21 protein-coding genes and 3 tRNA genes are annotated in these 25,977 nt (G+C 45.2%); 15 read left to right on the top strand and 9 right to left on the bottom strand.

All coding sequences use genetic code 11. The features are described from left to right. The first annotated feature begins 53 nt into the window (after nucleotides 1–53). Entirely contained in the window at nucleotides 54–791 is a 738-nt protein-coding gene (dnaQ, locus tag QTN94_RS03320) for a DNA polymerase III subunit epsilon (RefSeq protein ID WP_331426855.1), read from the top strand. 8 nt (nucleotides 792–799) lie between these two features. Further along, complete coding sequence (locus QTN94_RS03325; protein WP_138973434.1) at nucleotides 800–2,050, top strand: TIGR03503 family protein; 1,251 nt, start codon at nucleotides 800–802, stop codon at nucleotides 2,048–2,050. A gap of 116 nt (nucleotides 2,051–2,166) precedes the next feature. On the opposite strand, the gene fadE is transcribed toward QTN94_RS03325, so the two are convergent. Next, nucleotides 2,167–4,620 (bottom strand): acyl-CoA dehydrogenase FadE, encoded by a 2,454-nt coding sequence (gene fadE, locus QTN94_RS03330; protein ID WP_331426857.1) that lies wholly within the window; start codon nucleotides 4,618–4,620, stop codon nucleotides 2,167–2,169. A 306-nt stretch (nucleotides 4,621–4,926) separates the two neighbouring features. Between fadE and lpcA the strand changes: the two genes are divergently transcribed. Both lpcA and QTN94_RS03340 read left to right on the top strand, forming a co-directional pair. Beyond that, nucleotides 4,927–5,505, top strand: coding sequence for a D-sedoheptulose 7-phosphate isomerase (gene lpcA, locus QTN94_RS03335; RefSeq protein WP_331426859.1), 579 nt, complete (start codon nucleotides 4,927–4,929; stop codon nucleotides 5,503–5,505). Nucleotides 5,506–5,579: 74 nt separating this feature from the next. After that, nucleotides 5,580–6,425, top strand: coding sequence for a class II glutamine amidotransferase (locus tag QTN94_RS03340; RefSeq protein WP_331426861.1), 846 nt, complete (start codon nucleotides 5,580–5,582; stop codon nucleotides 6,423–6,425). 278 nt (nucleotides 6,426–6,703) lie between these two features. Here QTN94_RS03340 and QTN94_RS03345 read toward each other — a convergent pair whose 3' ends face one another. Both QTN94_RS03345 and tsaA read right to left on the bottom strand, forming a co-directional pair. After that, nucleotides 6,704–8,419, bottom strand: coding sequence for a proline--tRNA ligase (locus tag QTN94_RS03345; protein WP_331426863.1), 1,716 nt, complete (start codon nucleotides 8,417–8,419; stop codon nucleotides 6,704–6,706). 110 nt (nucleotides 8,420–8,529) lie between these two features. Further along, the gene (gene tsaA, locus QTN94_RS03350; RefSeq protein ID WP_331426865.1) at nucleotides 8,530–9,225 is read right to left on the bottom strand and encodes a tRNA (N6-threonylcarbamoyladenosine(37)-N6)-methyltransferase TrmO; all 696 of its coding nucleotides are present in this window, start codon (nucleotides 9,223–9,225) and stop codon (nucleotides 8,530–8,532) included. Nucleotides 9,226–9,344: 119 nt separating this feature from the next. On the opposite strand from tsaA, the gene QTN94_RS03355 reads away from it, so the two are divergent. The 4 genes from QTN94_RS03355 (at nucleotide 9,345) to QTN94_RS03370 (ending at nucleotide 12,685) form a co-directional block, all read left to right on the top strand. Then, the gene (locus tag QTN94_RS03355) at nucleotides 9,345–9,605 is read left to right on the top strand and encodes a type B 50S ribosomal protein L31 (protein ID WP_331416100.1); all 261 of its coding nucleotides are present in this window, start codon (nucleotides 9,345–9,347) and stop codon (nucleotides 9,603–9,605) included. Continuing rightward, on the top strand, nucleotides 9,606–9,731 hold the full coding sequence (ykgO, locus tag QTN94_RS03360; RefSeq protein WP_009847431.1) for a type B 50S ribosomal protein L36: 126 nt from the start codon (nucleotides 9,606–9,608) through the stop codon (nucleotides 9,729–9,731). It begins immediately after the preceding gene. 375 nt (nucleotides 9,732–10,106) lie between these two features. Next, nucleotides 10,107–11,693, top strand: a complete 1,587-nt coding sequence (locus tag QTN94_RS03365; RefSeq protein WP_331426866.1) for an AbgT family transporter — start codon at nucleotides 10,107–10,109, stop codon at nucleotides 11,691–11,693. Between the two features lie 218 nt (nucleotides 11,694–11,911). Further along, complete coding sequence (locus QTN94_RS03370) at nucleotides 11,912–12,685, top strand: substrate-binding periplasmic protein (protein WP_331426868.1); 774 nt, start codon at nucleotides 11,912–11,914, stop codon at nucleotides 12,683–12,685. 52 nt (nucleotides 12,686–12,737) lie between these two features. Here the strand turns inward: QTN94_RS03370 and QTN94_RS03375 are convergent, their stop codons facing one another. From QTN94_RS03375 to metN, 3 genes are read right to left on the bottom strand one after another with little or no spacing between them, the layout of a single operon-like run. Then, on the bottom strand, nucleotides 12,738–13,547 hold the full coding sequence (locus QTN94_RS03375) for a MetQ/NlpA family lipoprotein (protein ID WP_331426870.1): 810 nt from the start codon (nucleotides 13,545–13,547) through the stop codon (nucleotides 12,738–12,740). Nucleotides 13,548–13,594: 47 nt separating this feature from the next. Then, on the bottom strand, nucleotides 13,595–14,272 hold the full coding sequence (locus QTN94_RS03380) for a methionine ABC transporter permease (protein WP_269376720.1): 678 nt from the start codon (nucleotides 14,270–14,272) through the stop codon (nucleotides 13,595–13,597). Further along, complete coding sequence (gene metN / locus QTN94_RS03385; protein WP_331426871.1) at nucleotides 14,262–15,296, bottom strand: methionine ABC transporter ATP-binding protein MetN; 1,035 nt, start codon at nucleotides 15,294–15,296, stop codon at nucleotides 14,262–14,264. The genes QTN94_RS03380 and metN overlap by 11 nt, the downstream gene beginning before the upstream one ends. 223 nt (nucleotides 15,297–15,519) lie before the next feature. On the opposite strand from metN, the gene gmhB reads away from it, so the two are divergent. The 5 genes from gmhB (at nucleotide 15,520) to treC (ending at nucleotide 20,865) form a co-directional block, all read left to right on the top strand. Next, nucleotides 15,520–16,071, top strand: a complete 552-nt coding sequence (gene gmhB / locus QTN94_RS03390; RefSeq protein WP_331426873.1) for a D-glycero-beta-D-manno-heptose 1,7-bisphosphate 7-phosphatase — start codon at nucleotides 15,520–15,522, stop codon at nucleotides 16,069–16,071. A 42-nt stretch (nucleotides 16,072–16,113) separates the two neighbouring features. Next, on the top strand, nucleotides 16,114–16,458 hold the full coding sequence (locus tag QTN94_RS03395; protein ID WP_331416095.1) for an MliC family protein: 345 nt from the start codon (nucleotides 16,114–16,116) through the stop codon (nucleotides 16,456–16,458). Nucleotides 16,459–16,530: 72 nt separating this feature from the next. Beyond that, a complete protein-coding gene (treR, locus tag QTN94_RS03400; protein WP_138973419.1) occupies nucleotides 16,531–17,478 on the top strand; it encodes a trehalose operon repressor TreR in 948 nt (315 codons plus the stop codon). 199 nt (nucleotides 17,479–17,677) lie between these two features. Then, nucleotides 17,678–19,102: a PTS trehalose transporter subunit IIBC gene (gene treB / locus QTN94_RS03405; protein ID WP_331416094.1), complete on the top strand. Its 1,425-nt coding sequence runs from the start codon at nucleotides 17,678–17,680 to the stop codon at nucleotides 19,100–19,102. Nucleotides 19,103–19,182: 80 nt separating this feature from the next. After that, nucleotides 19,183–20,865, top strand: coding sequence for an alpha,alpha-phosphotrehalase (treC, locus tag QTN94_RS03410; RefSeq protein WP_331426875.1), 1,683 nt, complete (start codon nucleotides 19,183–19,185; stop codon nucleotides 20,863–20,865). Between the two features lie 154 nt (nucleotides 20,866–21,019). On the opposite strand, the gene QTN94_RS03415 is transcribed toward treC, so the two are convergent. The 3 genes from QTN94_RS03415 to QTN94_RS03425 form a co-directional block, all read right to left on the bottom strand. Then, a tRNA-Tyr gene (locus tag QTN94_RS03415) sits at nucleotides 21,020–21,104 on the bottom strand. 105 nt (nucleotides 21,105–21,209) lie between these two features. Further along, nucleotides 21,210–21,294 (bottom strand) — tRNA-Tyr (locus tag QTN94_RS03420). A 104-nt stretch (nucleotides 21,295–21,398) separates the two neighbouring features. Continuing rightward, nucleotides 21,399–21,483, bottom strand: a tRNA-Tyr gene (locus QTN94_RS03425). Between the two features lie 284 nt (nucleotides 21,484–21,767). On the opposite strand from QTN94_RS03425, the gene QTN94_RS03430 reads away from it, so the two are divergent. Together QTN94_RS03430 and vexH are read left to right on the top strand one after the other, a co-directional pair. Beyond that, complete coding sequence (locus QTN94_RS03430) at nucleotides 21,768–22,838, top strand: efflux RND transporter periplasmic adaptor subunit (protein ID WP_331426877.1); 1,071 nt, start codon at nucleotides 21,768–21,770, stop codon at nucleotides 22,836–22,838. After that, nucleotides 22,838–25,960, top strand: a complete 3,123-nt coding sequence (gene vexH, locus QTN94_RS03435) for a vibriobactin export RND transporter permease subunit VexH (protein WP_331426879.1) — start codon at nucleotides 22,838–22,840, stop codon at nucleotides 25,958–25,960. Before QTN94_RS03430 ends, vexH begins: the two co-directional genes overlap by 1 nt. The last annotated feature ends 17 nt before the right edge of the window (nucleotides 25,961–25,977 follow it).

Below are 25,977 nucleotides of genomic sequence, written 5' to 3' on the forward strand. Positions count from 1 at the left end.
TTGATACTATTGGGTTAAGCACATTATTGGCATAGTCTGACACACATATTGTTATGAATACCAGCAACAATTCTAATCAACATCGTATCGTTGTACTCGATACAGAAACCACAGGTATGAACCGTGAGGGTGGACCTCACTATCAGGATCACCGAATCATTGAAATCGGTGCTGTGGAGATCATAAACCGCAAACTGACAGGGCGTCATTTCCATGTCTACATCAAACCCGATCGTGAAATTCAGCCTGATGCGGTAGAAGTTCACGGTATTACCGATGAGTTTTTGGTCGACAAACCAGACTATCGTGATGTCCATGCTGAATTTCTAGACTTCATCAAAGGGGCTGAGCTGGTGGCGCACAATGCGCCCTTCGACGTTGGCTTCATGGACAATGAGTTTCGGATGCTTGACCCTAGCATCGGCAAGACGATTGACTATTGTAAAGTAACCGATACGCTGGCTATGGCGAAGAAAATCTTCCCTGGCAAGCGAAACAACCTTGACGTACTTTGTGATCGTTACGGTATAGATAACTCTCACCGTACTCTCCACGGGGCATTACTCGATGCCGAGATTCTGGCAGATGTTTATCTGCTAATGACGGGTGGACAGACTTCGCTGCAGTTCAATGCAGGGAGCTCTGGAGGTGAAGAGGGCGAAGTCATAAAACGTGCGGCAAGTGGTCGAAAATCGCTAAAGGTTTTACGTGCAACAGCCGATGAATTAGAAGCCCACCAAAGTAGATTAGACATAGTAGAGAAAAGCGGTAGCTGTCTCTGGCGTCAGTAGGAGAAAGGATGTTGAGGTTTTGGATTGCCATTTTAGGTTTTGTATTTAGTTCGTTAGGCTATGCTGCCGAAGGAACCTCAATGTCGTTGTTGGATAATCGCTTTAGAGTCGACCCGTCGATTAAGCAAATTACCTTTGTTATCTACCGAGCGCAAAGTTCTCAGCCAGTGGTCTTAGTGAGACCCGACGGCAAGAAATATTATGCCTGGCGTAGTCCAGACAATGTTCGCTGGTACCAAGAACCTTCAATGGACATCGTTTCCATTGATAATCCTATGCCTGGCCCTTGGCAAGCAATTGGTAAAGTGACTCCCAAGAACAAGATAAAGCTGATTTCTCATCTTGAGCTGTCCACGGACACGCTGCCGACTCGATTGTATCAAGGAGAGTCGATTAAGTTTAATGCCCGCTTGACCTCAGACAATCAGCCACTCGTATTAAGAGATTTTCTTGATCGTGTGAAACTGAAAGTGACCTTTACGAAATATGTCGAGAATGAAGAGTCGTTGGTGAAGGAGGCACGTCCATTACCTGAAGTAATTGGTGAGTTCGCTGATGATGGTAAGGATCTTGATGAGGTTGCTGGCGATGGTATTTTCACCGTTGCTTTGCCTATTACCAGTGAGCCAGGCAAGTATCGTGTCAGAATCACTTCTGGTAATGGCGTGTTCTTGCGTGCTCAAGAGCAAGAGGTTTTAGTCTACCCATCGCCCCTGTTGGCTACCTTTATTCAGTCTCGTGAAGAAATGAGTCCTAACCAGATTGTCTTTGCAGGTGAGCAGGGAATGATTAAACCAGGCTCGATTGCCGGTCACGTTGAGCATACCTCTCCCAATGGTGCGTTGACCACCGTTCAGGGCAGTGCGGGCGAGGAGAGCAATAAGCTGACACTTGAGATTCCTTACAGTGCCGATCTTGGTCTCTATGCTTGGCATGGTAAAGCCTTTGCAACCGAAATGGGCTCTGAGCGACCACTGATTTTCCCGATCAGTGAACACACATACAGCGTGGTAGAAGAGGTAGATATTGCCGAAACCCGTCGTTTGCAGGAAGAAGAGCGTCTCAAGCAGCAAAAAATGCTGGAAGAAATTCAAATGATGGAGATGCGCGAAGCTAAACGCACTCGTACCATGATTCTAATTGGTGTGGGTAATTTGGTGGTACTGATATTGGGTATCGCGGTTTGGTTTGTTATGCGTAAGCTAAAGGCAAGCAGACAAGCATTGCCGGAAATGCAACTCGATATGCCTAAAAAGTAGTGAGTCGTTAATGGGACCCGCGTTAATGGGGCTGCCGTCTTTCCTCTAGACATTCTTTGATACAAGAATAAATAAAGGGCTGCGATTGCAGCCCTTTGTTTCAGTTTTAAGTTGGGTTACGCCACTTCATCCATCTCTGGTTGAAGCAGAGGCATTGGCTTTGCGGCCAGTTCCTCTGGGCTGAAGTCATCAACGTTAATGACGTATAAGCGATGTTGCTCTGCTTCAGTCAGTAGTTTCGCATCGTCAGCATCAATGATGCCTTTTTCGAGGCCCAGTTGAGCGACTTCATCTAGACGCAAGAATGGGCGACGTTGACCTAGCTGCTCACAGATTTTGTTGAATACTGGCTCTGCTTGCAGAATCACTTCTAGAGCCTGCTCAATACGACCTGCCGCGTTGAACTCAGTTGCTGCCAAGTATTGGTTACGGCCAATACGTGAACGAGTTTCGCTCGGTGTTTGCAGAATTTGAGCCACTTGGCTATCCAGCTTATCACTCGGTGCTTTACGAACTCGACCAAACGGCATGATGACTAGACGCAGGGCTTTACCGAGGACTTTGTTCGGGAAGTTTGCTAAAAACTCATCAATCGCCAACTCAGTTTGTTTCAGACTATCTTGTAGTCCCCAATGTACTAAAGGTAGGTCATCTGCAATACGGCCGTCACTCTCAAAGCGTTTTAATGTTGCAGAGCTTAAGTACAACTGGCTCAAAATATCGCCCAAGCGAGCAGATAGACGTTCCTTGCGTTTCAGGGAACCGCCAAGCACTGCCATTGAAATATCAGAGAGGAAGGCAATGTTGGCACTGTATCGGTTAAGCTGCTGGTAGTAACGCGTTGTGGCATCTTTGACTGGTGCATCCGAGAAACGACCATCTGTTAAACCAAGCCAGAAGCTGCGAACAAGATTACTCATGGTAAAGCTGACGTGTCCAGCCAGCGCAGAGTCAAACTTGTCTAGCGCGTCTGAGGCTTCTGAGTAGGCTGCATTCATCTCTTCCAATACGTAAGGGTGACAACGAATGGCACCTTGACCAAAGATGATCATAGAGCGAGTCAGAATGTTTGCACCTTCAACTGTCACCGCAATGGGCGCACCTTGGTAACCACGAGCAAGGAAGTTAGAAGGGCCAAGACAGATGCCTTTTCCGCCGACAATGTCCATAGCGTCGATGATGCTTTGCTGACCACGGTGAGTACAGTGGTATTTTACAATCGCAGAGATGACGGATGGTTTCTCACCAAGGTCAATACCCGCGACTGTTAGGTTACTGGCAGCATCCATGACATATGCATTGCCGCCAAGGCGTGCCAATGGCTCTTCGACACCTTCCATATGGCCGATTGGTTGCTTAAACTGACGGCGAATACGAGCGTAGGCTCCCGTGGCTAAAGCGGCGGACTTAATGCCACCCGTCGAGTTTGAAGGCAGAGTGATACCACGACCTACCGACAGACACTCAACCAACATACGCCAGCCTTGGCCAGCCATTTTTGGACCGCCGATGATGAAATCAAGAGGAACAAACAGGTCTTGGCCACGTGTTGGACCATTTTGGAAAGGCACGTTAAGTGGGAAATGGCGGTTGCCAATTTCAACACCTTCTAAATGTGTTGGAATAAGGGCACAGGTGATGCCAATATCTTGTTGATCACCAAGTAGGCCATCTGGGTCGCGCAGTTTAAACGCTAGACCCAACACAGTCGCAACTGGCGCCAGTGTGATGTAGCGTTTGTTCCACGTCAGACGCATACCAAGCACTTCTTTACCTTGCCACTCACCTTTGCAGACAATACCAAAATCTGGAATTGAGCCCGCATCTGAACCCGCTTCAGGGCTAGTTAGGGCAAAACATGGGATCTCTTTACCTTCTGCAAGTCGAGGCAAGTAGTAATCTTTTTGCTCAGTGGTACCGTAATGTTGCAGCAGTTCACCTGGACCCAATGAGTTAGGAACGCCAACCGTTGAAGACAGCACCCCAGAGACACCGGTCAGTTTCTGCAATACTAGGGATTGTGCATACGCTGAAAACTCTAAGCCACCATATTTTTTCTTAATGATCATCGCGAAGAATTTGTTGTCTTTTAGGTATTGCCAAACTTCAGGTGGCAAATCGGCAAGCTCATGAGTGACTTGGTAATCATTGACCATGGCACAGACTTCGTTCACAGGGCCGTCTAGGAATGCTTGTTCTTCTGCGCTCAATTGAGGGGCTTTGATGTCGTGAAGCTTTTTCCAATCTGGCTTGCCTTTGAACAGTTCTGCTTCCCACCAAACCGTACCTGCATCGAGTGCTTCTTTCTCTGTTTGAGACATAGCAGGCAACACTTTTTTAAACAGCGATAACGCTTTCTTGCTAATCAGAGATTGACGAATTGATGGAACCGCTAAGGTAGCAATTGCCGCGATAAACAGTATCCAACTAAGTGAACCAGCAGAACCGAAAATTGAAAGCGCAACCATGGTTACAGTCAGTGCTGCAATCGACACTAGCAGTGAGGTGCGATGATAGAGGCAGACTGCCAGTACCGTGGTAAAGCCAAGAATAGAGAGCAAAATGTCCATATGTATATTCCTTTTGCGGCGATTTATAGTTGGTTATTCGCCGATGACGGGTAAGAGGTCTAACCAGTTAAGTGTAATCAAAATATTAATGAAATGTAAAACCTGTATTTGTTCAAAAAGTGATCTAAGTAGAGTCAAAGGTCTAAAAATGGCGAGCTGTGCGGAAATTGTGAGCGGAGAATGGCAAGAAAGCGGTAAATGTTATCGGCAAGCTATCGACAGTGAGAATTGTTTGAGTAAACTCTGTAGATAACCGTTTCTGTCTTGTTCACAGAACTATTTATTACAAAAATTAGAGAAAAACCTATGTACCAGGACCTGATTAAAAGCGAATTGAATGAAGCTGCTGATGTTCTAAACAAGTTCTTGAGCGACGAGAATAACATCGCTCAAATTGAAGCTGCGGCGAAAATGATTGCGGATTCATTTAAGCAAGGCGGTAAAGTACTGTCATGTGGTAATGGTGGTTCACACTGTGATGCGATGCATTTTGCAGAAGAACTGACAGGCCGTTACCGCGAAAATCGTCCTGGTTTGCCAGGCATTGCGATTTCAGATCCAAGCCATTTATCTTGTGTCAGCAATGACTTTGGTTATGAGTATGTCTTCTCTCGTTATGTAGAAGCGGTAGGTTCAAAAGGTGACGTGCTATTTGGCCTGTCGACTTCAGGTAACTCTGGCAATATCCTTAAAGCGATTGAAGCTGCGCACGCTAAGGGTATGAAGACCATCGCTCTAACCGGTAAGGATGGTGGTAAAATGGCAGGTCTAGCGGATATTGAAATCCGTGTACCTCATTTTGGTTACGCAGACCGCATCCAAGAGATCCACATCAAGATTATTCACATTGTGATCCAACTGATTGAAAAAGAAATGGAAAAGTAACCCTTTATCAAGGGTTGTAAACCGTATTAGTGCTTTGCACTAATACGGTTGCTGTATAGGGAGTTTTTAAAACCATGTGTGAACTGCTCGGAATGAGCGCCAATGTGCCAACCGATATCTGTTTTAGTTTTACCGGTCTTATGCAACGTGGTGGCAATACCGGTCCGCATCGTGATGGTTGGGGCATTACTTTTTACGAAGGCAAGGGCTTTCGTAATTTTAAAGATCCCAACCCTAGCTGTGATTCAAAAATTGCTGAACTGGTCCAGAACTATCCAATTAAAAGCTGTGCAGTGATTAGCCATATTCGCCAAGCGAATCGTGGAGCAGTGAACCTTGAAAACACCCATCCATTTACCCGAGAGCTTTGGGGACGTTACTGGACTTTTGCCCATAATGGGCAACTCACTGACTATCAAGGCTTAGATTCGGGTCGTCATCGCCCTGTCGGCCAAACAGATAGTGAACTGTCATTTTGCTGGTTATTGAATCAAATGGAGCTGCGTTATCCACAACCTCCACAAGATATGGTCGGCGTATTTCGTTTTATTGCCGAGTGTTGCGAACAACTGAAAGATAAAGGTGTCTTCAATATGCTGCTGTCAGACGGTGAGTTTGTCATGACATATTGTACCAACCATCTTTATTGGATAACGCGTCGCGCTCCGTTTGGTAAAGCGTCACTGATTGATGAAGATGTAGAGATCAATTTCCAAGAAGAAACAACACCTAATGACATCGTTTCGGTTATTGCGACGCAACCATTGACTGATAACGAAGAGTGGCATCGTATGAAACCAGGTGAGTTTGGTATTTTCCATTTTGGTGAACTTATCGATGGCAATTCTGCGGCGCTAAGGGATGTTGCTTTTGCTCCAAAAAAGGTCGCCAGTCAGGCACCTACAGAGCCGTTGGAGTAGGAATACGAGACCGGACTTCGTCCTGCGAGAGCGCTTCGCTTCGAGAGGCGAGAACGGACTGCGTCCTATGGATAACTGGATCGGGCTGCGCCCTATGGATCGCTTCGCTGCTAGATAACTGGTACGGACTTCGTCCTCCGAGAGGTTGGGGTTGGTAGAACGGTGAAAGAACCTTTAGTACAAATGTGTTGACAGTACTTCTTCCCTGGAAGAGATAATAATCCAGCTCAAAAAAAAGGCCGATGTCTCCATCGGCCTTTCTATATCTTAGCGAAAGCTTATGCTAGCTGAGCTTTTACGTATTCAACAATATCGGCTATCGCTACGGCTGTTTTCTCACCTGAGCGGCGGTTCTTATACTCGAAGTTGCCTTCTTTCATTGAACGGTCACCGATAACGATAGTGTGAGGAATGCCGATAAGTTCCATATCCGAGAACATCACACCTGGGCGTTCTTTACGATCGTCGAATAGAACTTCAATACCCATTGCTGTGAGTTCAGCATATAGCTTCTCTGCCGCTTGCTGTACTTCTTCTGATTTGTGCATGTTCATTGGTACGATAGCAACTTGGAAAGGAGCAAGTGCGTCAGGCCAGATGATGCCGTATTCGTCGTGGTTTTGCTCGATTGCAGAAGCCACTACTCGTGATACACCAATACCGTAACACCCCATCTCTAAGATGACGTTCTTACCATCAGGACCAAGAACGCCACAGTTCATTGCTTCCGAGTAAACGTTACCTAGCTGGAAGATATGACCGACTTCGATACCGCGTTTTAGCATTAGGGTACCTTGACCACATGGGCTTGGATCACCTTCAACAACGTTACGCAGATCTTCAACTTGGCCTAGCTCAACATCACGACCCCAGTTGATACCGAAGTAGTGTTTATCATCAATGTTCGCACCAGCACCAAAGTCGCTCATTACCGCTACAGTGCGGTCAACGATGAATGGTAGCTCAAGACCAACAGGGCCTAAAGAGCCAGGACCTGCACCGATAAGCGCACGAATTTGCTCTTCGGTTGCCATCTCTAGAGGCGCTGCAACTTGCGGTAGGTTTTCCGCTTTCACTTCGTTCAGTTCGTGGTCGCCACGGATGATAAGTGCGATGATCTCAGCGTCTACTTCATCAGATGCTTTAACGAATAGAGTTTTAACCGTTTTCTCGATTGGTAGATCGAATTGCTCTACTAGTTCAGCGATAGTTTTCGCGTTTGGAGTGTCGACTAGCGTCATCTCTTGTGTTGGTTCTGCGCGATCGCCAGCAGGCGCTGCCGCTTCTGCTTTCTCGATGTTCGCTGCGTAATCAGACTCAGTAGAGAAGGCGATGAGGTCTTCGCCGCTTTCAGCCAGCACATGGAACTCTTGAGAACCACTACCACCAATAGCACCAGAATCTGCCAATACAGGACGGTACTCAAGACCCATGCGGTCAAAAGCTTTACAGTAAGCGTCATGCATAGCTTGGTAAGATTTCTCTAGACCCGCTTTGTCGATATCGAAGCTGTACGCATCCATCATGCAGAATTCACGAGCACGCATTACGCCGAAACGTGGGCGACGTTCATCACGGAACTTAGTTTGGATTTGGTACAGGTTTAGCGGTAACTGCTTGTAAGAGCTCACTTCATTACGCACTAGGCTAGTGATCACTTCTTCAGCCGTTGGGCTAAGTACAAACGGACGAGTGTGACGGTCAGTAAAGCGTAATAGCTCAGGGCCCATCTTCTCGCTGCGACCTGTTTCTTCCCATAGTTCAAACGGCTGAACAACGGGCATCAAAGTTTCGACAGCGCCTGCATTGTCGATCTCTTGACGAACGATGTTTTCGACTTTACGCAGAACACGTAGACCGGTAGGTAGCCAGGTGTATAGACCTGAAGCCAGCTTACGGATCATACCTGCACGTAGCATGAGCTGGTGGCTCACTACTTCTGCGTCGTTTGGAGTCTCCTTCAGAGTAGAAAGAAGATAATTACTGGTACGCATTTAACTTATCCGTTTATTAAAGTTAGATTCTCAAGCCGCAATGGATTGAAGTATGGAAGTCCCACAAGGGAAAATTGTTAGCCGCTTATAATATCAGCCAATTGCCTTTGTCAAAAGCTTTCAATCGCAGTAACCGTTATTAAGTTATCGGTGACCATGAACTTCACGTTAAGATCGAACAAATTTACCGCATATTCCTTACTGTCGGGCTTATTTTTTTTGTAGGCTGGGCGAGGATCCTGTGCCAAAACCTGTTCTATCACCGCTGTAACATACTCAGTCTCGTTGTGCTGCTGCAACTGAGATAAGGCGGCGGCTGAAAAGTTGACGGGATAAGTCTCGGGTTCTCCTTCAGCATAGCCTCCACTTGCCGCCGTAATCGCATCGGAGTAGGGGATGTAGGGTTTGATATCGATGATAGGTGTACCATCAACCAAATCGACATTTCCGAGCTCTAAGTAGATCTGATCACCTTGTTTGGTGACTGCCTTTATTTTCACCGCAGACATACCTATACCGTTTGGTCTAAAAGTTGAACGTGAAGCAAAGACACCAATTCGTTCATTGCCGCCAAGACGAGGTGGACGAACGGTTGGCTTCCAGCCTGCGTCTAGATTCTGATCGAACAAAAATAGCAACCAAACATGAGAGAACTGCTCAATGCCACGCAGTGATTCAGGGCTGTTTGCTGCTCCTGTTAATCTGACACGAGAGCGGGCAGCGGACACTAAACCTGGTTGACGGGGAACGGCAAATTTCTCTTTGTATGGGCTTTCAATAAAACCGATCGGCTCTACGGAATACATGGTCTTCTTTACTCTGTGGATAGGGTTATAGCAAAAGTATCATAAAAAAAGCTTGCAATGATTGTTGAGAATGATTACTAATTAATATGTTATAACATAACAATTTGAGAGAGCTTATCATGCAAGCAAATATCCACCCACAATATCGAACAGTTGTTTTTCACGACACCAGTGTCGATGAGTATTTTCTGATTGGTTCTACGCTACAAACAGATCGAACAATCGAATGGAGTGATGGGAAAACCTACCCTTATTTCACCGTTGAAGTCTCTTCGAAGTCTCATCCTTTCTATACAGGTAAGCAACGAGTGATTCAAAAAGAGGGTCGTGTGGCGAACTTTAGACGTCGTTTCGGTCAGTTTGAAAAAGGAGACCAATAGATGAAAGTAGTGAAATCATTAAAGAGTGCCAAGAGTCGTCATCCTGACTGCCAGATCGTAAAACGTCGTGGGCGACTCTATGTGATATGTAAATCGAACCCAAGGTTTAAAGCAGTGCAAAAATAGTGCGACGGATGTTTGAGGTTGGTTTAAAAATCGTCAATTGACTCTTTTTTCTCAACAAGGGTTTTAATCGTCCAAGATGGTGTGCAATAGGTCACTCTCATCTTGGGCGCTTTCCTATCACCCTGAATCGAATCAAGAGGTTAGATTTTGTTTCATTCTGATAGTAAATGCGTGGCATTGAACTATAATTCTGGGTTTTGATTTAAAATTAGCCACGTTTGCTAATTTTTTGTTTATTTTTAGTTAAATTGAATTGGGTGTTACACACTTTGTAACATTTTGAATTTCTAATTGAGAGTTTTGTCGAGTAATCTCTGCCGGCATTTGGAACATTTTTGTCACATTTGCACAGGAATAACTACAAGGAGGGAACAGATGAGTTCATCTGCTTCGATTAAACAAAACTCGCCAAAAAAGCCGCTGTTTACACGCTTTCTTGATACTGTTGAATATTTGGGGAACCTTTTACCCCACCCAATCACTCTTTTCGCCATCTTCTGTTTAGCGATCCTAGTTACATCAGGCATTGCTGGTTACTTTGAAGTTTCTGTTATGGACCCTCGCCCAGAAGGCGCTAAGGGCCGTGCAGCAGATGGTATGATTCATGTTGTGAGCCTGCTTAACGCCGAAGGTCTCCAACTGATCGTTACTAACCTAGTTAAAAACTTTGTTGGTTTTGCACCGTTAGGTACAGTACTTGTTGCTATGTTAGGTGTGGCAATCGCAGAGCACTCTGGCCTTCTATCAGCTGCAATGCGCGGCATGGTAATGGGTGCGTCAAAGCGCATGGTTACAGTAACGGTAGTCTTCGCTGGTATCATTTCAAATACCGCGTCTGAGCTTGGCTATGTGGTTCTAATCCCACTAGCTGCAATGCTATTCCACTCTTTAGGTCGTCACCCTCTTGCTGGTCTTGCAGCAGCGTTTGCTGGTGTTTCTGGTGGTTACTCTGCGAACCTACTGATTGGTACCGTTGACCCGCTACTTTCTGGTATTACTGAAACCGCAGCACAAATGATTGATCCGACTTATACAGTTGGTCCAGAAGTTAACTGGTACTTCATGTTTGTGTCGACGTTCTTTATTGCTGCAATGGGTGCGTTTGTTACTGAGAAAATTGTTGAGCCTAAGCTTGGCAAATACAATGATGAGGAAGCCTCGGAAGATCTGTCAAACGACTCTATGGGTAAACTGACGGATATTGAAAAGAAAGGTCTTAAATTAGCTGGTCTTGCTGTTGTTGTCGTTTCGGCGCTTCTTGCTTGGACGATTGTTCCTGCAGATGGTGTACTTCGTTCAGATGCGGGTACCGTTGCTGGTTCGCCATTCCTTAAGAGTATCGTAGCGTTTATCTTTGTCTTCTTTGCCATCCCAGGCTTTGTTTACGGCAAAGTAACGGGCACGATGAAGACGGATCGCGACGTGATCGATGCGATGGCTAAATCGATGTCTTCTATGGGTATGTACATTGTGTTGGTGTTCTTCGCTGCTCAGTTTGTTGCATTCTTTAAGTGGACTAACTTTGGTCAGGTATTTGCTGTTGCAGGTGCTAACTTCCTACAAGATATTGGTCTGACAGGCCCAATGTTGTTCTTCGCATTCATCTTGATGTGTGGCTTCATTAACCTAATGATCGGCTCAGCGTCGGCTCAGTGGGCAGTAACAGCACCTATCTTTGTTCCAATGCTAATGCTAGTGGGTTATGCGCCAGAAACGATTCAAGCTGCATACCGTATCGGTGATTCGACCACCAATATCATTACACCTATGATGAGCTACTTTGGTCTTATTCTAGCCGTAGCGACTCGCTACATGAAGAATCTAGGTATTGGTACACTTATCGCGACTATGCTTCCTTACTCTATTTGTTTCATCGTAGGTTGGAGTCTGCTGTTCTATGTGTGGGTATTTGTCTTGGGTCTACCTGTAGGTCCAGGTGCGGCAACGTATTACACACCTTAACCACGATACAGATATTGGTTAATTTCAAAGCCAGAGCATTCGCTCTGGCTTTTTTGTCAATGATGATTCGTGCAATTTGAGTTGACAAATGAATGCGGTGAACTTTACTTACCTCTATAGCAGTGAGTTCGGAGGTTAAATGAAAATCAGACAGTGGTATCTCTTGCGGCTAAACGGCGCTTAACAGAATCGCTCAACTCTTTTGAGTTTCTTTGTTCATGATTCGACGTATCGCGTTATCTGCATTGTTTTTTGGGCTCGCTTTTAACGTTCGTAGTGAAGCGCCAATTCAACTCGTTACCCTTGAATACCCACCGTATATTGTCAGCCACGAAGATGAACTATCCGGAGTGGCGGTCGAATTAGTAGAAGCGGTATTTAAACAACTCAATGTTCCAATTTCTATCGAAGTATTGCCATGGGCTAGGGCATTAAGTAATGTCCAATTTGGTCGAGCCGATGCAATTTTTACAGCATTTAAAAATCCACAAAGAGAACAGTTTGCCGATTTTAGTCACCAGATATTGTTCACACAAAACATCAGCTTAGTCGTGAAGACAAACAGTAATATCTCTAGTGACTTATTCTTAACCTCTGATTTATCCAATTCAACTATCTGCGTTGTTAACCGAGTGAGTTACGGCGCAAGAATGGACGCTTTACTTGCAGAGAGCCGTTTCAAAATGGTTTTTAGGCGTAACCATACTCGCGACTGTGCACATCTGGTGAGAACCGGACGGGCAGATATATGGGTGAATAACAGTTTTGGTGCTCGAAGTATCATTGCTAGTGAGGGGATGGATAAGGTGTTAGAAATCCTCTCTCCTCCTATTGAAGCGACACCCAGCTATATCGCTTTTTCTAAGTTGAGGGAACATGCTTGGCTGCGAGAGCGATTCGACGAGGCATTGCGAGAAATGAAACAAGATGGTCGCTATGAAGCCATTATTGATAACTATTTTGAACGTATCAAAAAGCCGGAACAAAAATAAAAGGGCTGACGAATCTCGTCAGCCCTTAGCGAATGTTTAAGCGAGTTGTGGATTACCAGCCTTTAACTACACCACCTTGGAAGATGTCTGATGCTGCGTTGTACACTTCTTCAGTTTGGTAAGACTTAACGAAGTTTTGTACGTTTTCAGCTTGGACATTGTCTTCACGAGCGACGATAAGGTTTACGTATGGAGACTCTTTGTCTTCAACGAAGATACCGTCTTTTTGTGGTGTCAGATTGATTGAGCTCGCGTATGTAGTGTTGATCACTGAAAGTGCAACGTCATCAAGTGAACGTGGTAGTTGAGCCGCATCAAGTTCTACAATTGTGATGTTTTTTGGGTTTTCAACGATATCACGAACCGTTGCTAGTAGACCGACGTCTTCGCGAAGTTTCAGAAGACCTTGTTGCTCAAGAAGCAGTAAAGAACGACCAAGGTTTGTTGGATCGTTTGGTACCGCAATACGAGCACCATCTTGGATCTCTTCAACAGATGTTACTTGCTTAGAGTAACCTGCAATCGGGTAAACAAAGGTGTTACCCGCAATTGTCAGTTTGTAACCGCGGTCTGCTACTTGCTGATCAAGGTATGGTTTATGTTGGAATGCATTGATATCGATTGAACCGTCATCCAACGCTGCATTTGGTGTTACGTAATCGGTGAAAGTCACTAACTCAACCTCTAGGCCGAATTTTTCTTTAGCCACTTTTGCTGCTACTTCAGCAACTTGTGCTTCAGCACCTGCCATAACACCAACTTTGATTTTGCTTGTGTCTGCTTCTTTATCGCCACAACCTGCCAGAACCAGTGCAGACGCTGCTGCAGCGATAGCCAAAATACCTTTAAGACTGAATTTCATCACTATCTCCTTATAAATAAAATCTGTGATTAACGTTTAATTTATTATTAACGGTGATCGACGCGACGCACAATCGCATCACCAATAGATTGAATAATTTGTACCAGTACGATGAGCATGACGACTGTCACTGCCATGATCACCACATCGTAGCGGTGGAATCCGTAGCGAATGGCTACGTCACCCAAACCTCCACCTCCGACCGTTCCCGCCATTGCAGAGTAACTCACTAGAGTGACTAGCGTGATAGTGACGGAGTTGACGATAGTTGGCATTGCTTCTGGGAGTAATACCTTTGAGATGATCTGCAACGGTGTCGCGCCCATAGACTGCGCAGCTTCGACAAGTCCCGTTGGGACTTCAAGCAATGCGCCTTCGATAAGACGAGCGACAAATGGAATCGCACCTATGGTCAAAGGAACAATTGCCGCTGTTGTGCCGATAAAGGTTCCCACTAATAACTTAGTGACTGGAATGATCGCTACCATCAAGACAAGGAATGGTACAGAGCGACCAATGTTTACGATGGCACCAAGCGCACTATTGAGCTTAGTGTTTTCGAGCAGGCCATCTTTTTTAGTCGTGTGTAAAACAACGCCTAACGGGATGCCTATTGCAAAGCCGACAATACCAGCGACAGCGACCATATAGAGAGTTTCAAGTGTTGCGCCAATAAGTAGGTTGCTGTTTAAGTTCAGCCACTGTGAAATTTCATTAAAGGACATAACCCAGTACCTCTACTTTTACGTTGTGTTCGCGCAGGAATTCAATGGCACCATTATCGTCTTGTTCGTTGCCGAACAGCTCGGCGACCATCATGCCAAACTTAACGCCGCCAGCGTAATCGAGATCGGAACTCAAAATGCTGACATCAATATTGAATTTACGAGCAATCTGGCTCATGAGTGGTGCATCAACAGTCGCGCCAGTAAACTCTAAACGCACTAGTGGGTAGCTGTTCTCAACGCGCGTGTCCTGTAGACGAGCTTGGTAATCTTCAGGAATAGAAAGATCCAATGTTGAACGAATAAACTGGTGAGCTAGCTCGGTTTTAGGGTGCGCGAAGATCTCACCAACACTGCCTTTCTCTACCAATTCACCACCCCCAATAATAGCTACTTGGTGGCAAATACTTTTCACAACATCCATCTCGTGAGTGATCAGGAGAATGGTGATGTTGAGCTTGCGGTTAATCTCTCTGAGCAGCTCTAAAATAGACTGAGTTGTCGCTGGATCTAGTGCACTGGTGGCTTCATCACATAAAAGTACTTTAGGATCGCAAGCCAGTGCGCGAGCGATGGCAACACGCTGCTTTTGACCACCGCTAAGGTTAGCAGGGTAGCTTTCGTGTTTATCTTCAAGGCCTACCAACTTAAGTAGCTCAGTCACTTTTTGGTTGATATGCGCTTTATCTTTGCCCGCGAGCTCTAACGGTAGTGCCACGTTGTCATACACAGAGCGTGACGACAGCAGATTAAAATGCTGGAAGATCATCCCAATATTACGACGAGCTTCACTCAACTGAGATTTAGACAGCTTAGTGAGATCCACGCCATCAACCACGATCGAGCCTGTCGTTGGTGCTTCTAGCATGTTGACACAACGAATAAGCGTACTTTTCCCTGCTCCTGATGAGCCAATAACACCAAAGATTGTTCCTTGAGGAATATGAAGGTTTATCTCTTTCAAGGCGTGAATTTCCTTAGTGCCTTGGAAGAAAACCTTATTAACTTGATTAATTTCAATCATCGAGAAACCCACTATCAGATTGGATGAGCAGCAGAAGATTATTTTGAGCCACATCTCATTTACTAGAGGATGCTATGGGTTTGCGTGATTGGTGTCAATAGATATTTTTACGTCTAGACGTCTAAACGTATTTTTTGCCCAATCGTTTAGTAATTAGATAGTGATGAAAGAAATAAAGCGTGCAATAATTCTTATTAATCAAAGCAAAAACGAGAAGCATATTTTGGCAAAACCTGCAGTCTTTCTAGACCGAGATGGCGTAATCAACGTTGACCACGGCTATGTGCATGACGAACACGATTTTGAGTTTATTGAAGGTGTGTTTGAAGCGACGAAAAAGCTCCAAGAGATGGGCTATCTGCTTGTCCTTGTGACTAACCAGTCTGGTATTGCACGTGGTATGTTCAGTGAAGATCGTTTTCTATCACTAACTCAGTGGATGGATTGGAATTTCGTTGATAATGGCGTTGAGCTAGATGGGATCTATTACTGCCCTCACCATGCAGAGCAAGGTCAGGGTAAATATAAGGAAGATTGTGATTGTCGTAAGCCAAAACCTGGGATGTTTATCTCTGCTCGTGACTTTTTAAACATTGATATGGCCAACTCAGTGATGGTTGGTGATAAGGCGGAAGACATGATGGCGGCTGACGCTGCTGGTGTCGGAACTAAGATTCTTGTTCGTACTGGCAAACCAGTGACTGAGAAAGGTGAAGCGTTAGCCTCAGTGGTACTCGATAGCATTAAGCAAGTACCAGACTATCTCGTCAAGTAAACAAAATCAGGTTGTCCGCTGTAATCTTGTCAGGAGGGAATCATGAAATCTAGAGTGTTACTCACGGCGATGATTGGACTCGTTTTAACAGCGTGTTCCTATAATGCTGTAGAGCGTGATAGTGCCTATCAAGGTGATTTCGAGTTTTATCAGTGCAGTGCAGATAAAACCTTCAAAGTCGCCTTTATGCCCAATCAACCTTTGGCATTACTGAGGTTACCAGAGCATGACTATAGACTGGTTCAAGTTCCTTCTGGCTCAGGGACAAAATACATTCTTGATGATGGCACGGCGCAGACCCTCAACCCAGTAACCCTCTTTACTAAGGGCAGTGAAGCTCGCTTAGAGCTAGGGCGTGTCGTGTATAAAAATTGTATCAGCCAATAAATGTGTTCGGATAGTATTAAGGAGGCGTTCGCCTCCTTTTAACATTTAACTATTAGACCCAATAAATAACCTATGAGCAAAAAATTAACCATTCTTGATATAGCTAAGCTGTCTGGTGTCGGTAAGTCGACGGTGTCTCGCGTCTTGACCAATGATCCTAAGGTGAAGCCTGAAACTCGAGCCAAAGTTGAGCAGGTGATTCAAGAGTGTGGTTATGTGCCATCAAAATCTGCACAAGCCATGCGTGGAGGCAGCCAGAAGGTGGTTGGGGTCATCATATCTCGCCTCGATTCGCCATCAGAAAATAAAGCCGTCGGCAGCATGCTAAGTACCTTATACGATGCAGGCTATGATGTTGTTATTATGGAGAGCCAGTTTGATCGCGAGAAAACCAATGAACATCTCGATGTCCTGAAAAAACGAAATGTAGATGGTGTTATTGTGTTTGGCTTTAGCGATTTCGATATTTCCAAGCTGGCGAGCTGGAAAAACTGCTCAGTCGTTATTGCCATGGATACAGATCAAGTCTCTTCTATCAACTACGACAACACGCAAGTGATCACCAAAGCTCTGGAATATTTGCAGAAAAAGTCACTCCAACACATCGCATTTATCGGAGTCTCACCGAGCGATAAAACAACGGGAAAGCTACGTTTAGAGGCATACCTAAATTGGTGTGAACAGCACGCAATTAAAGCCCATTATCAAACAGGACAACTCAATCATGAAAGTGCCTATTTACTGGTTGATAGCGTACTCGACGCCCGAACAGAAGCGATTGTTTGTGCCAGTGATACGTTGGCACTTGGTGTGATAAAACGCCTTCAAGAGCTCGACAGAGAAGATGTCGTGGTGACAGGGGTAGGGGGAAATGAACTACTTTCTTTCCTTTTTCCAAAAGTCTTTAGCATTGATCCAGGTTATTCCCTTGCGGGAGAAAAAGCCGCTAATTTATTGATCTCTCAAATAAATGGTGAGCTGAAACAGGTTCATATCACTCAGCAGCCGCTTGCTCTCTAAGCCGTTATTTTCAAAGTGAATTAAAATTATACTGTGATCTCATTCAATTAATGGGACTGTTCCCATTTTTATCTAGTATTGGATCTGACAATATAATAAGCATAAATGGGAACATTCCCATAATTATAAAAGCAGGTCAGTTTGTAAGTCTGATGTTGATTTAGACATGAATGAGAATCCAATTAGGGTGGACATGGATATGAGTAAGATTGCGAAACAAGAAGTTGAGCGTCTGATTGAGTTAGTCGGTGGACGCGACAATATCGCGAGCGTAAGCCACTGTTTAACGCGTCTTCGCTTTGTACTAAACAATACTGAGCAAGCCGATGAGAAAGCATTAGAAGCGCTGCCAATGGTAAAAGGTTGCTTTACCAATGCGGGGCAGTTTCAAGTGGTTATCGGTACTGAAGTCGATGAAGTGTATAAAGTTCTGATTGAACTGACCGGACAAAAAGCGGCATCGAAAGATGAGGCTAAACTCGCGGCTCGCCAAAACATGAACATCCTAGAACGTGGAATCTCCCATTTAGCTGAAATTTTTGTTCCGCTTCTACCTGCGATTATTACGGGTGGTTTAATTTTAGGCTTCCGTAATGTCATTGGTGACATCAAGATGTTTGATGGCCAGACTCTGACTGAAATCAGTCAATTTTGGGCAACGGTACACAGCTTCTTGTGGTTAATTGGCGAAGCTATTTTCTTCTTCCTTCCCGTTGGTGTGTGTTGGTCTACGGTGAAAAAGCTGGGTGGTACACCGATTTTAGGCATCACATTGGGTGTGACGCTTGTCTCTCCTCAATTGATGAATGCGTATTTGATTGGTAAGCAAGTACCAGAAGCATGGGACTTCGGCCTCTTTGTCATTGAGAAGGTGGGTTATCAAGCTCAGGTTATCCCTGCGATGTTAGCGGGTGTTGCACTCGCCTTTATCGAAACCAATTTGAAACGTATTGTTCCGTCTTACCTCTACCTAGTTGTTGTCCCATTTGTATCCATTATCGTTTCTGTGGTTCTGGCGCACTCGCTAATTGGTCCATTTGGTCGAGTTCTGGGTGATGGTGTGGCTTTTGCCGCAAAAGCAGCAATGACGGGTGACTTTGCAGTCATTGGTTCAATGGTATTTGGTTTCCTCTATGCGCCACTCGTTATCACGGGTATTCACCATACGACCAATGCCGTGGATCTTCAGTTGATGCAAGATCTTGGTGGTACCCCTATCTGGCCTTTGATTGCTCTGTCAAACATCGCTCAGGCCTCAGCAGTTGTTGGAATCATTATCATCAGTAAAAAACATGGCGAACGTGATATCTCGGTACCAGCAGCAATCTCTGCATACCTAGGTGTCACGGAACCCGCAATGTACGGTATTAACCTTAAATACAAGTTCCCTATGCTTAGTGCCATGATTGGTAGTGCAGTTGCCGCGGCAATCTGTGGTAGCGCTGGCGTGATGGCAAATGGTATTGGTGTGGGTGGCTTACCTGGCATTCTCTCAATCCAACCACAGTTTTGGGGCATTTATGCTGTCGCGATGCTCGTCGCAATCGCTCTTCCAGCAGTGTTAACTCTGTTCTTCTATAAGCGCGCACAAATGAAGGGCGAATTGGAGCCTGTGAACGCGTAATTCAGCAATACATTTAGGAGCGGGCAGTCACCGCTCCTTTTTTTAAAGATTCAATTTTTATTTGGTAAGTGAGTTTAGAAATGACAGCTATGGCTAAAGATCCAAATTGGTGGAAAACCGCTTCGATCTATCAAATTTATCCCAAAAGTTTCTGTGATAGCGGAAGTAAGGGAACGGGAGATATTCAAGGCATTATTTCTAAGCTCGACTATCTAAAGCGCCTTGGTGTCGATGCAATCTGGCTGACTCCAATTTACCCGTCACCAATGATTGATAATGGCTATGATATTTCGGATTACTACGCCATTAACTCAGATTTTGGCACTATGGCCGATTTTGATCAGTTGCTTGAGCAAGCCCATCAACGTGGTATTCGTATCATTATGGATATCGTCGTGAATCACACCTCAACTGATCACCACTGGTTCCAGTCTGCGTTGGGCGACAAGAACAGCCCATATCGTGACTACTATATTTGGCGAGATCCGGTTAATGGAGAGCGACCAAATAACTGGCAATCAAAATTTGGCGGAAGTGCTTGGGAACTCGATCAACAAACGGGACAGTATTTTCTGCATCTATTTGCTCAGCAGCAGGCCGATCTGAACTGGGAGAACCCTCAGGTTCGCGCTGAAGTCAAACAGGTGATCAGCTTCTGGGCTGAAAAAGGGGTCGATGGCTTCCGTCTTGATGTGATTAACCTGATTTCTAAGCAGCAAGACTTTCCGAACGATGATATTGGTGATGGACGTCGTTTTTACACCGACGGTCCTCGTGTTCATGAATATCTCCGAGAGATCAGTTCAGCGGTATTTCAAAAGTATGGCAGCGTTACCGTTGGTGAGATGTCTTCGACAACACTGGAGCATTGTCAGCAATACTCGTCATTAGATAACAAAGAGTTGTCGATGGTGTTCAACTTCCACCATTTGAAAGCGGATTACCCAAATGGAGAAAAGTGGACCAAGGCGCCTTTTGACTTTATCCAGTTAAAACAAATTTTCAACCACTGGCAAACGGGTCTTAATGGCAAAGGGTGGGGGGCGCTATTCTGGTGTAACCATGACCAACCTCGAGTGGTGAGCCGTTTAGGTAATGATCAACTGTATCGGGTTGAATCCGCAAAAATGTTAGGCGCATCAATACACATGATGCAGGGGACGCCTTATATTTATCAAGGCGAAGAGATTGGAATGACCAATCCTGGCTATACCCGCATTGATCAGTACCGTGATGTTGAAAGTACCAATATGTACGACATTATGGTCAATCAGCAAGGCGTCTCACACGACGATATGATGGCTATTCTGGCACAAAAGTCTCGCGACAATTCCCGCACACCAATGCAGTGGAATGATGATAAGTTTGCTGGTTTCTCCAAAACGACACCGTGGCTAGAAGTGGCAGAAAACTACCGTGAAGTGAATGCCAAGTCGGCCGTAGAGGACGAAAACTCGGTCTTTTATTTCTATCACAAGCTGATTGAGTTACGTAAAGAGTGGGATGTGATCACGACAGGTGATTATCTGGACCTTTACCCGAATCATGAAGCGATATTCGGTTATCGACGTCAAACCCAAACCGCCACTTTGATCTGTCTAAACAACTATTATGGTCAAGAGACAGAGTGTATCTTGCCTGACAACTTCGATGTGTCACGTGCTAGGTACCTGTTGGCTAACTATGCTGAGCTTAGACCGCAGGTAGACAAGGTGCAGAAACTCAGACCTTACGAAACACGTATTATTTTAGTGGAAAGCTAACACCCCCTAGTCGTGTTTGCTTCATCAGATCCTATTGGTTCTGATACTTGCCCCGCATTGTCGGGTTTTTTTTGTTGGATTCTTAATAGATAGAGATGGATGTGACTTTGTAGAGACGAAAAAAAACCAGCTCGATGAGCTGGTTTCTTCAATATGGTGGAGGGGGACGGATTCGAACCATCGAAGGCAGTGCCAGCAGATTTACAGTCTGATCCCTTTGGCCACTCGGGAACCCCTCCAAGGTATTTTTATACTTAACTGATGTTTTCCCAACACGTTAATCAAGTGTTTCTCACAGTTTATCCAGAGGTTTATTCACCGTAAGGCTAAGTGTAAGAAGAATATGGTGGAGGGGGACGGATTCGAACCATCGAAGGCAGTGCCAGCAGATTTACAGTCTGATCCCTTTGGCCACTCGGGAACCCCTCCAGGGTATTTTTATACTTAACTAATGTTTTCCCAACACGTTAATCAAGTGTTTCTCACAATCTATCCCAAGGTTATTCACCAAAGTCAGATTCCAAGAAGAAATATGGTGGAGGGGGACGGATTCGAACCATCGAAGGCAGTGCCAGCAGATTTACAGTCTGATCCCTTTGGCCACTCGGGAACCCCTCCAGGGTGTTTTCTATTCTCATTAAGGAATAGCTTAAGTAATGTTTTCCCAACACATTGCTCAAGTGCGGAGCGCATCATAGCAAACTCGTAAATGCTGTAAAGACTTTTCTTGTATTTTTGAATTGAATGATGCCTTTTTGGACAAAGGAGCTAGGAAATGAGCATAAAGCTCAAACAATCAACGGCTTCACTTACAGAATATTTCTCGCTCTTTACATTACTTGACGTTCATAATGGATTTTAGCGGATACAATATATCTAGTTTATCTATGCAGAATCTCACTATGAAAAATAAAATTGTTTTGAGTCTTTTGTCTCTGTCTATTCTTACAGCAGCACCACTCTCTTATGCAAAGAGGCAAGGACCTTCGACAGTTACAGTCGTCACTGAGCTTGTTCAAACACACAATGTCTCTCAGTCCCTTGTCTTGGTCGGTAAGTTGGAAGCTGAGCAATCGGTAGAGATCTCTACCGAAGTCGCCGGAAAAGTCGACACTATTGCTGTCAAAGCGAATCAAGCTGTGCGTCAAGGTCAAATGATCATTCAGCTTAATGATGATAAAGCTCGCGCTTCTGTCGCTGAGGCAAAAGCGTATTTGAAAGATGAACAACGTAAGTTGAAAGAATTCGAGCGTCTTGTTAAACGCAATGCCATTACGCAGACAGAGATCGATGCGCAAAAAGCCAGTGTGGAAATTGCTCAGGCTCGCCTAGATGCGGCCAACGCAAACCTTAAAGATCTTCATATTACCTCCCCGTTTGCAGGCACCGTTGGTTTTATCGATTTTAGTCGCGGGAAAATGGTGACGGCAGGCGAGGCGTTACTCACACTGGATAATCTATCCGTGATGCAGTTGGATCTTCAGGTGCCAGAGCGTTACCTGTCACAGCTCTCTGAAGGCATGAAAGTGACGGCGACTACGGCTGCTTGGCAGAATAAAGTGTTTGAGGGACAAGTTGTTGCTATTGACTCTCGTATTAACCAAGAAACGCTTAATCTTAGAGTGCGTATTCACTTTAGTAATCCATCCGAAGAGCTAAAACCCGGCATGCTGGTATCAGCCAATATGGATTTTCCTGCTATAGAAGCGCCAATTATTCCAGTCCAGGCTCTGGAGTATTCGGGCACTAAGCGTTACGTCTATGTTATTGATCAAAACAACAATGCTAAACGAACCGAGGTATTGCTGGGCGCTCGTGTCGACAATTTAGTGGTCATAGAGCAAGGATTATCGATTGGCGACAAAATTGTCGTGCAGGGCATAGTGAATATGCGTGATGGCGTAGTGGTTTCTGAGTTAGGTAGCGATGGCCGCCCTAAAGAGAAAGCAAAGCCGCAAGAAGGGGCTAACTAATGCTGCTGTCGGATGTTTCAGTTAAGCGACCCGTTGCCGCGGTTGTTTTAAGTTTGTTGTTGTGCGTTTTCGGTATTGTTTCCTTTAATAAGCTGGCCGTGCGAGAAATGCCGGACATTGAAAGTCCTGTTGTCTCTATTAGTACTCGTTACGAAGGTGCTTCGGCGACCATTATTGAAAGCCAGATAACCTCAGTACTAGAAGACCAACTGTCGGGTATCAGTGGTATTGATGAGATATCGTCGACAACCCGCAACAGTATGTCGCGTATTACCATCACTTTTGATCTTGGTTATGACCTTAATACGGGCGTGAGTGATGTTCGTGATGCCGTTGCCCGTGCGCAGCGTTCACTACCCGATGAAGCGGATGATCCCGTTGTGTTCAAAAACAACGGTTCAGGTGAAGCTTCACTCTATATCAACCTCAGTTCTTCTGAGATGGATAGAACTCAGTTAACGGACTACGTTGAACGCGTATTGATTGACAGGTTCAGTCTTATCTCAGGTGTCAGCTCTGTCGATATCTCGGGTGGCTTATACAAAGTTATGTACGTCAAGTTGAAGCCAGAACAGATGGCAGGCCGAGGCGTAACCACTTCTGATATTACTTCCGCTCTTCGTAGTGAGAATATTGAAAGCCCTGGAGGTGAAGTGCGTAACGATCAGATTGTGATGTCGGTACGTACGGCTCGTAGTTATAACAAGGCAGAAGATTTTGAGTATCTGGTGGTCAAGCGCGCATCAGATAACACACCTATCTACCTAAAAGATGTTGCTGATGTCTACATAGGTGCAGAAAACGAGAACTCGACTTTTAAGAGTGATGGTGTGGTTAACGTCAGTATGGGGATTGTGCCGCAGTCAGATGCCAACCCACTAGAAGTGGCGGACTTAGTTCATCAAGAAGTTGAAAACATCCAGAAGTTTCTACCGCAAGGCACTCGTTTAGCGATCGATTATGATTCGACAGTGTTCATTGAACGCTCGATTGCAGAAGTGTACAGCACCTTGTTTATTACCGGTGGTTTAGTCATCTTAGTGCTCTACATCTTTATTGGTCAGGCAAGGGCGACCCTTATCCCTGCGGTAACCGTTCCTGTCTCTTTGATTTCATCGTTTATCGCGGCTTACTATTTTGGTTTCTCGATTAACTTGATTACCTTGATGGCGTTGATTCTATCGATTGGTCTGGTTGTCGATGATGCTATCGTTGTTGTAGAGAACATTTTCCATCATATCGAAAATGGTGAAAAGCCATTGCTTGCGGCATACAAAGGGACCCGCGAAGTGGGTTTTGCGGTTATAGCTACCACGTTGGTTTTGGTTATGGTGTTCCTGCCTATCTCTTTTATGGACGGCATGGTAGGTCTGCTATTTACTGAGTTTTCTGTTTTGCTTGCGATGTCGGTGATTTTTTCTTCGCTCATCGCATTGACGTTGACACCTGTTTTGGGAAGTAAACTGCTTAAAGCGAACGTCAAACCGAATCGATTTAATCTGTTTATTGACCAAATATTTGGTCGTTTGGAGTTGCTATACCGTCGAGTATTGAAAGGGGCATTGAAATGGCAATGGGCTGCACCGCTGATTATTGTCTCCTGTATCGGTGGCAGCTGGGGGCTGATGCAACAAGTACCTGCACAGTTAACACCCTCTGAGGACCGCGGCGTAATTTTTGCGTTTGTTCGTGGTGCCGATGCGACCAGTTACAATCGCATGGCGGCAAATATGGACATTGTCGAAGACAGACTAATGCCTCTGCTTGGGCAAGGTTTTCTGAAGTCTTTCAGTATCCAATCGCCTGCGTTTGGTGGCAATGCGGGGGATCAGACCGGCTTCGTTATTATGATTTTGGAAGATTGGAATGATCGCCAAGTCACAGCACAGCAGGCGTTAGGTGAAGTGCGTAAGGCGTTGGCTGGCATGGCGGATGTGCGCGTGTTCCCATTTATGCCAGGATTTAGAGGGGGGTCAAGTGAACCTGTTCAATTCGTACTTGGCGGTTCCGATTACAGTGAACTGAAAACCTGGGCTGAGAAATTGGAGCAGATCGCGGAAGACTCTCCGTATATGGAAGGCAGCGACATTAACTACTCTGAGAAAACACCTGAGCTGGTGGTGAGCGTAGACAAACAGCGTGCGGCTGAACTAGGGATCAGCGTACAAGACATTTCCGATACTTTGGAGATCATGCTGGGCGGTAAGAGCGAGACGACCTTTGTCGAACGAGGTGAAGAGTATGATGTTTATCTGCGTGGTGATGAAAATAGCTTTAACAATGCGTCAGACTTGAGCCAAATCTACATGCGTACATCATCAGGCGAACTTGTTACGCTTGATGCGGTAACGAAGATTGAAGAAGTGGCTTCGTCGATTCGACTCTCTCACTACAACAAGCAAAAAGCGGTCACGATAACAGCGAACTTATCGGACGGTTACACTCTTGGTGAGGCGCTCGATTTCCTTGACCAGCAAGCGATTGAACTACTACCTAGTGATATTTCAGTTAGCTATTCTGGGGAATCGAAAGATTACAAAGAGAACCAATCGAGCATTCTATTGGTGTTTGCGTTAGCACTTTTAGTCGCGTATCTGGTACTGGCCGCGCAGTTTGAAAGCTTTATAAACCCATTGGTGGTGATGTTTACGGTTCCTATGGGGGTATTCGGTGGTTTTCTTGGTCTATTTCTGATGGGGCAGGGACTGAATATCTACAGCCAGATCGGAATGATTATGCTTATCGGCATGGTCACTAAGAACGGTATTTTGATTGTAGAGTTCGCTAACCAACTGCGTGACCGTGGGATTGAGTTCGAAAAAGCGATTCTTGATGCCTCTTCGCGTCGTTTACGCCCGATTATGATGACCGCATTCACCACATTAGCGGGAGCGATACCGTTGATTCTCTCGACGGGTGCTGGTTATGAGAGCCGTGTTGCGGTAGGGACAGTGATATTCTTCGGTATGGGCTTTGCGACCTTTGTTACCTTGTTTGTCATTCCTGCAATGTATCGTCTGATTTCGCAAGGCACACAATCACCTGGTCATGTTGAGGCTGAACTGAATAAAGAGTTAAGCCATGATGTGAAAGCGAGAAGCTCACATGGTGAATTGAACTAAATAACGCAATAAGCCCG

It is taken from the genome of Vibrio sp. M250220 (genome assembly GCF_036533795.1).
Taxonomy (GTDB): domain Bacteria; phylum Pseudomonadota; class Gammaproteobacteria; order Enterobacterales; family Vibrionaceae; genus Vibrio.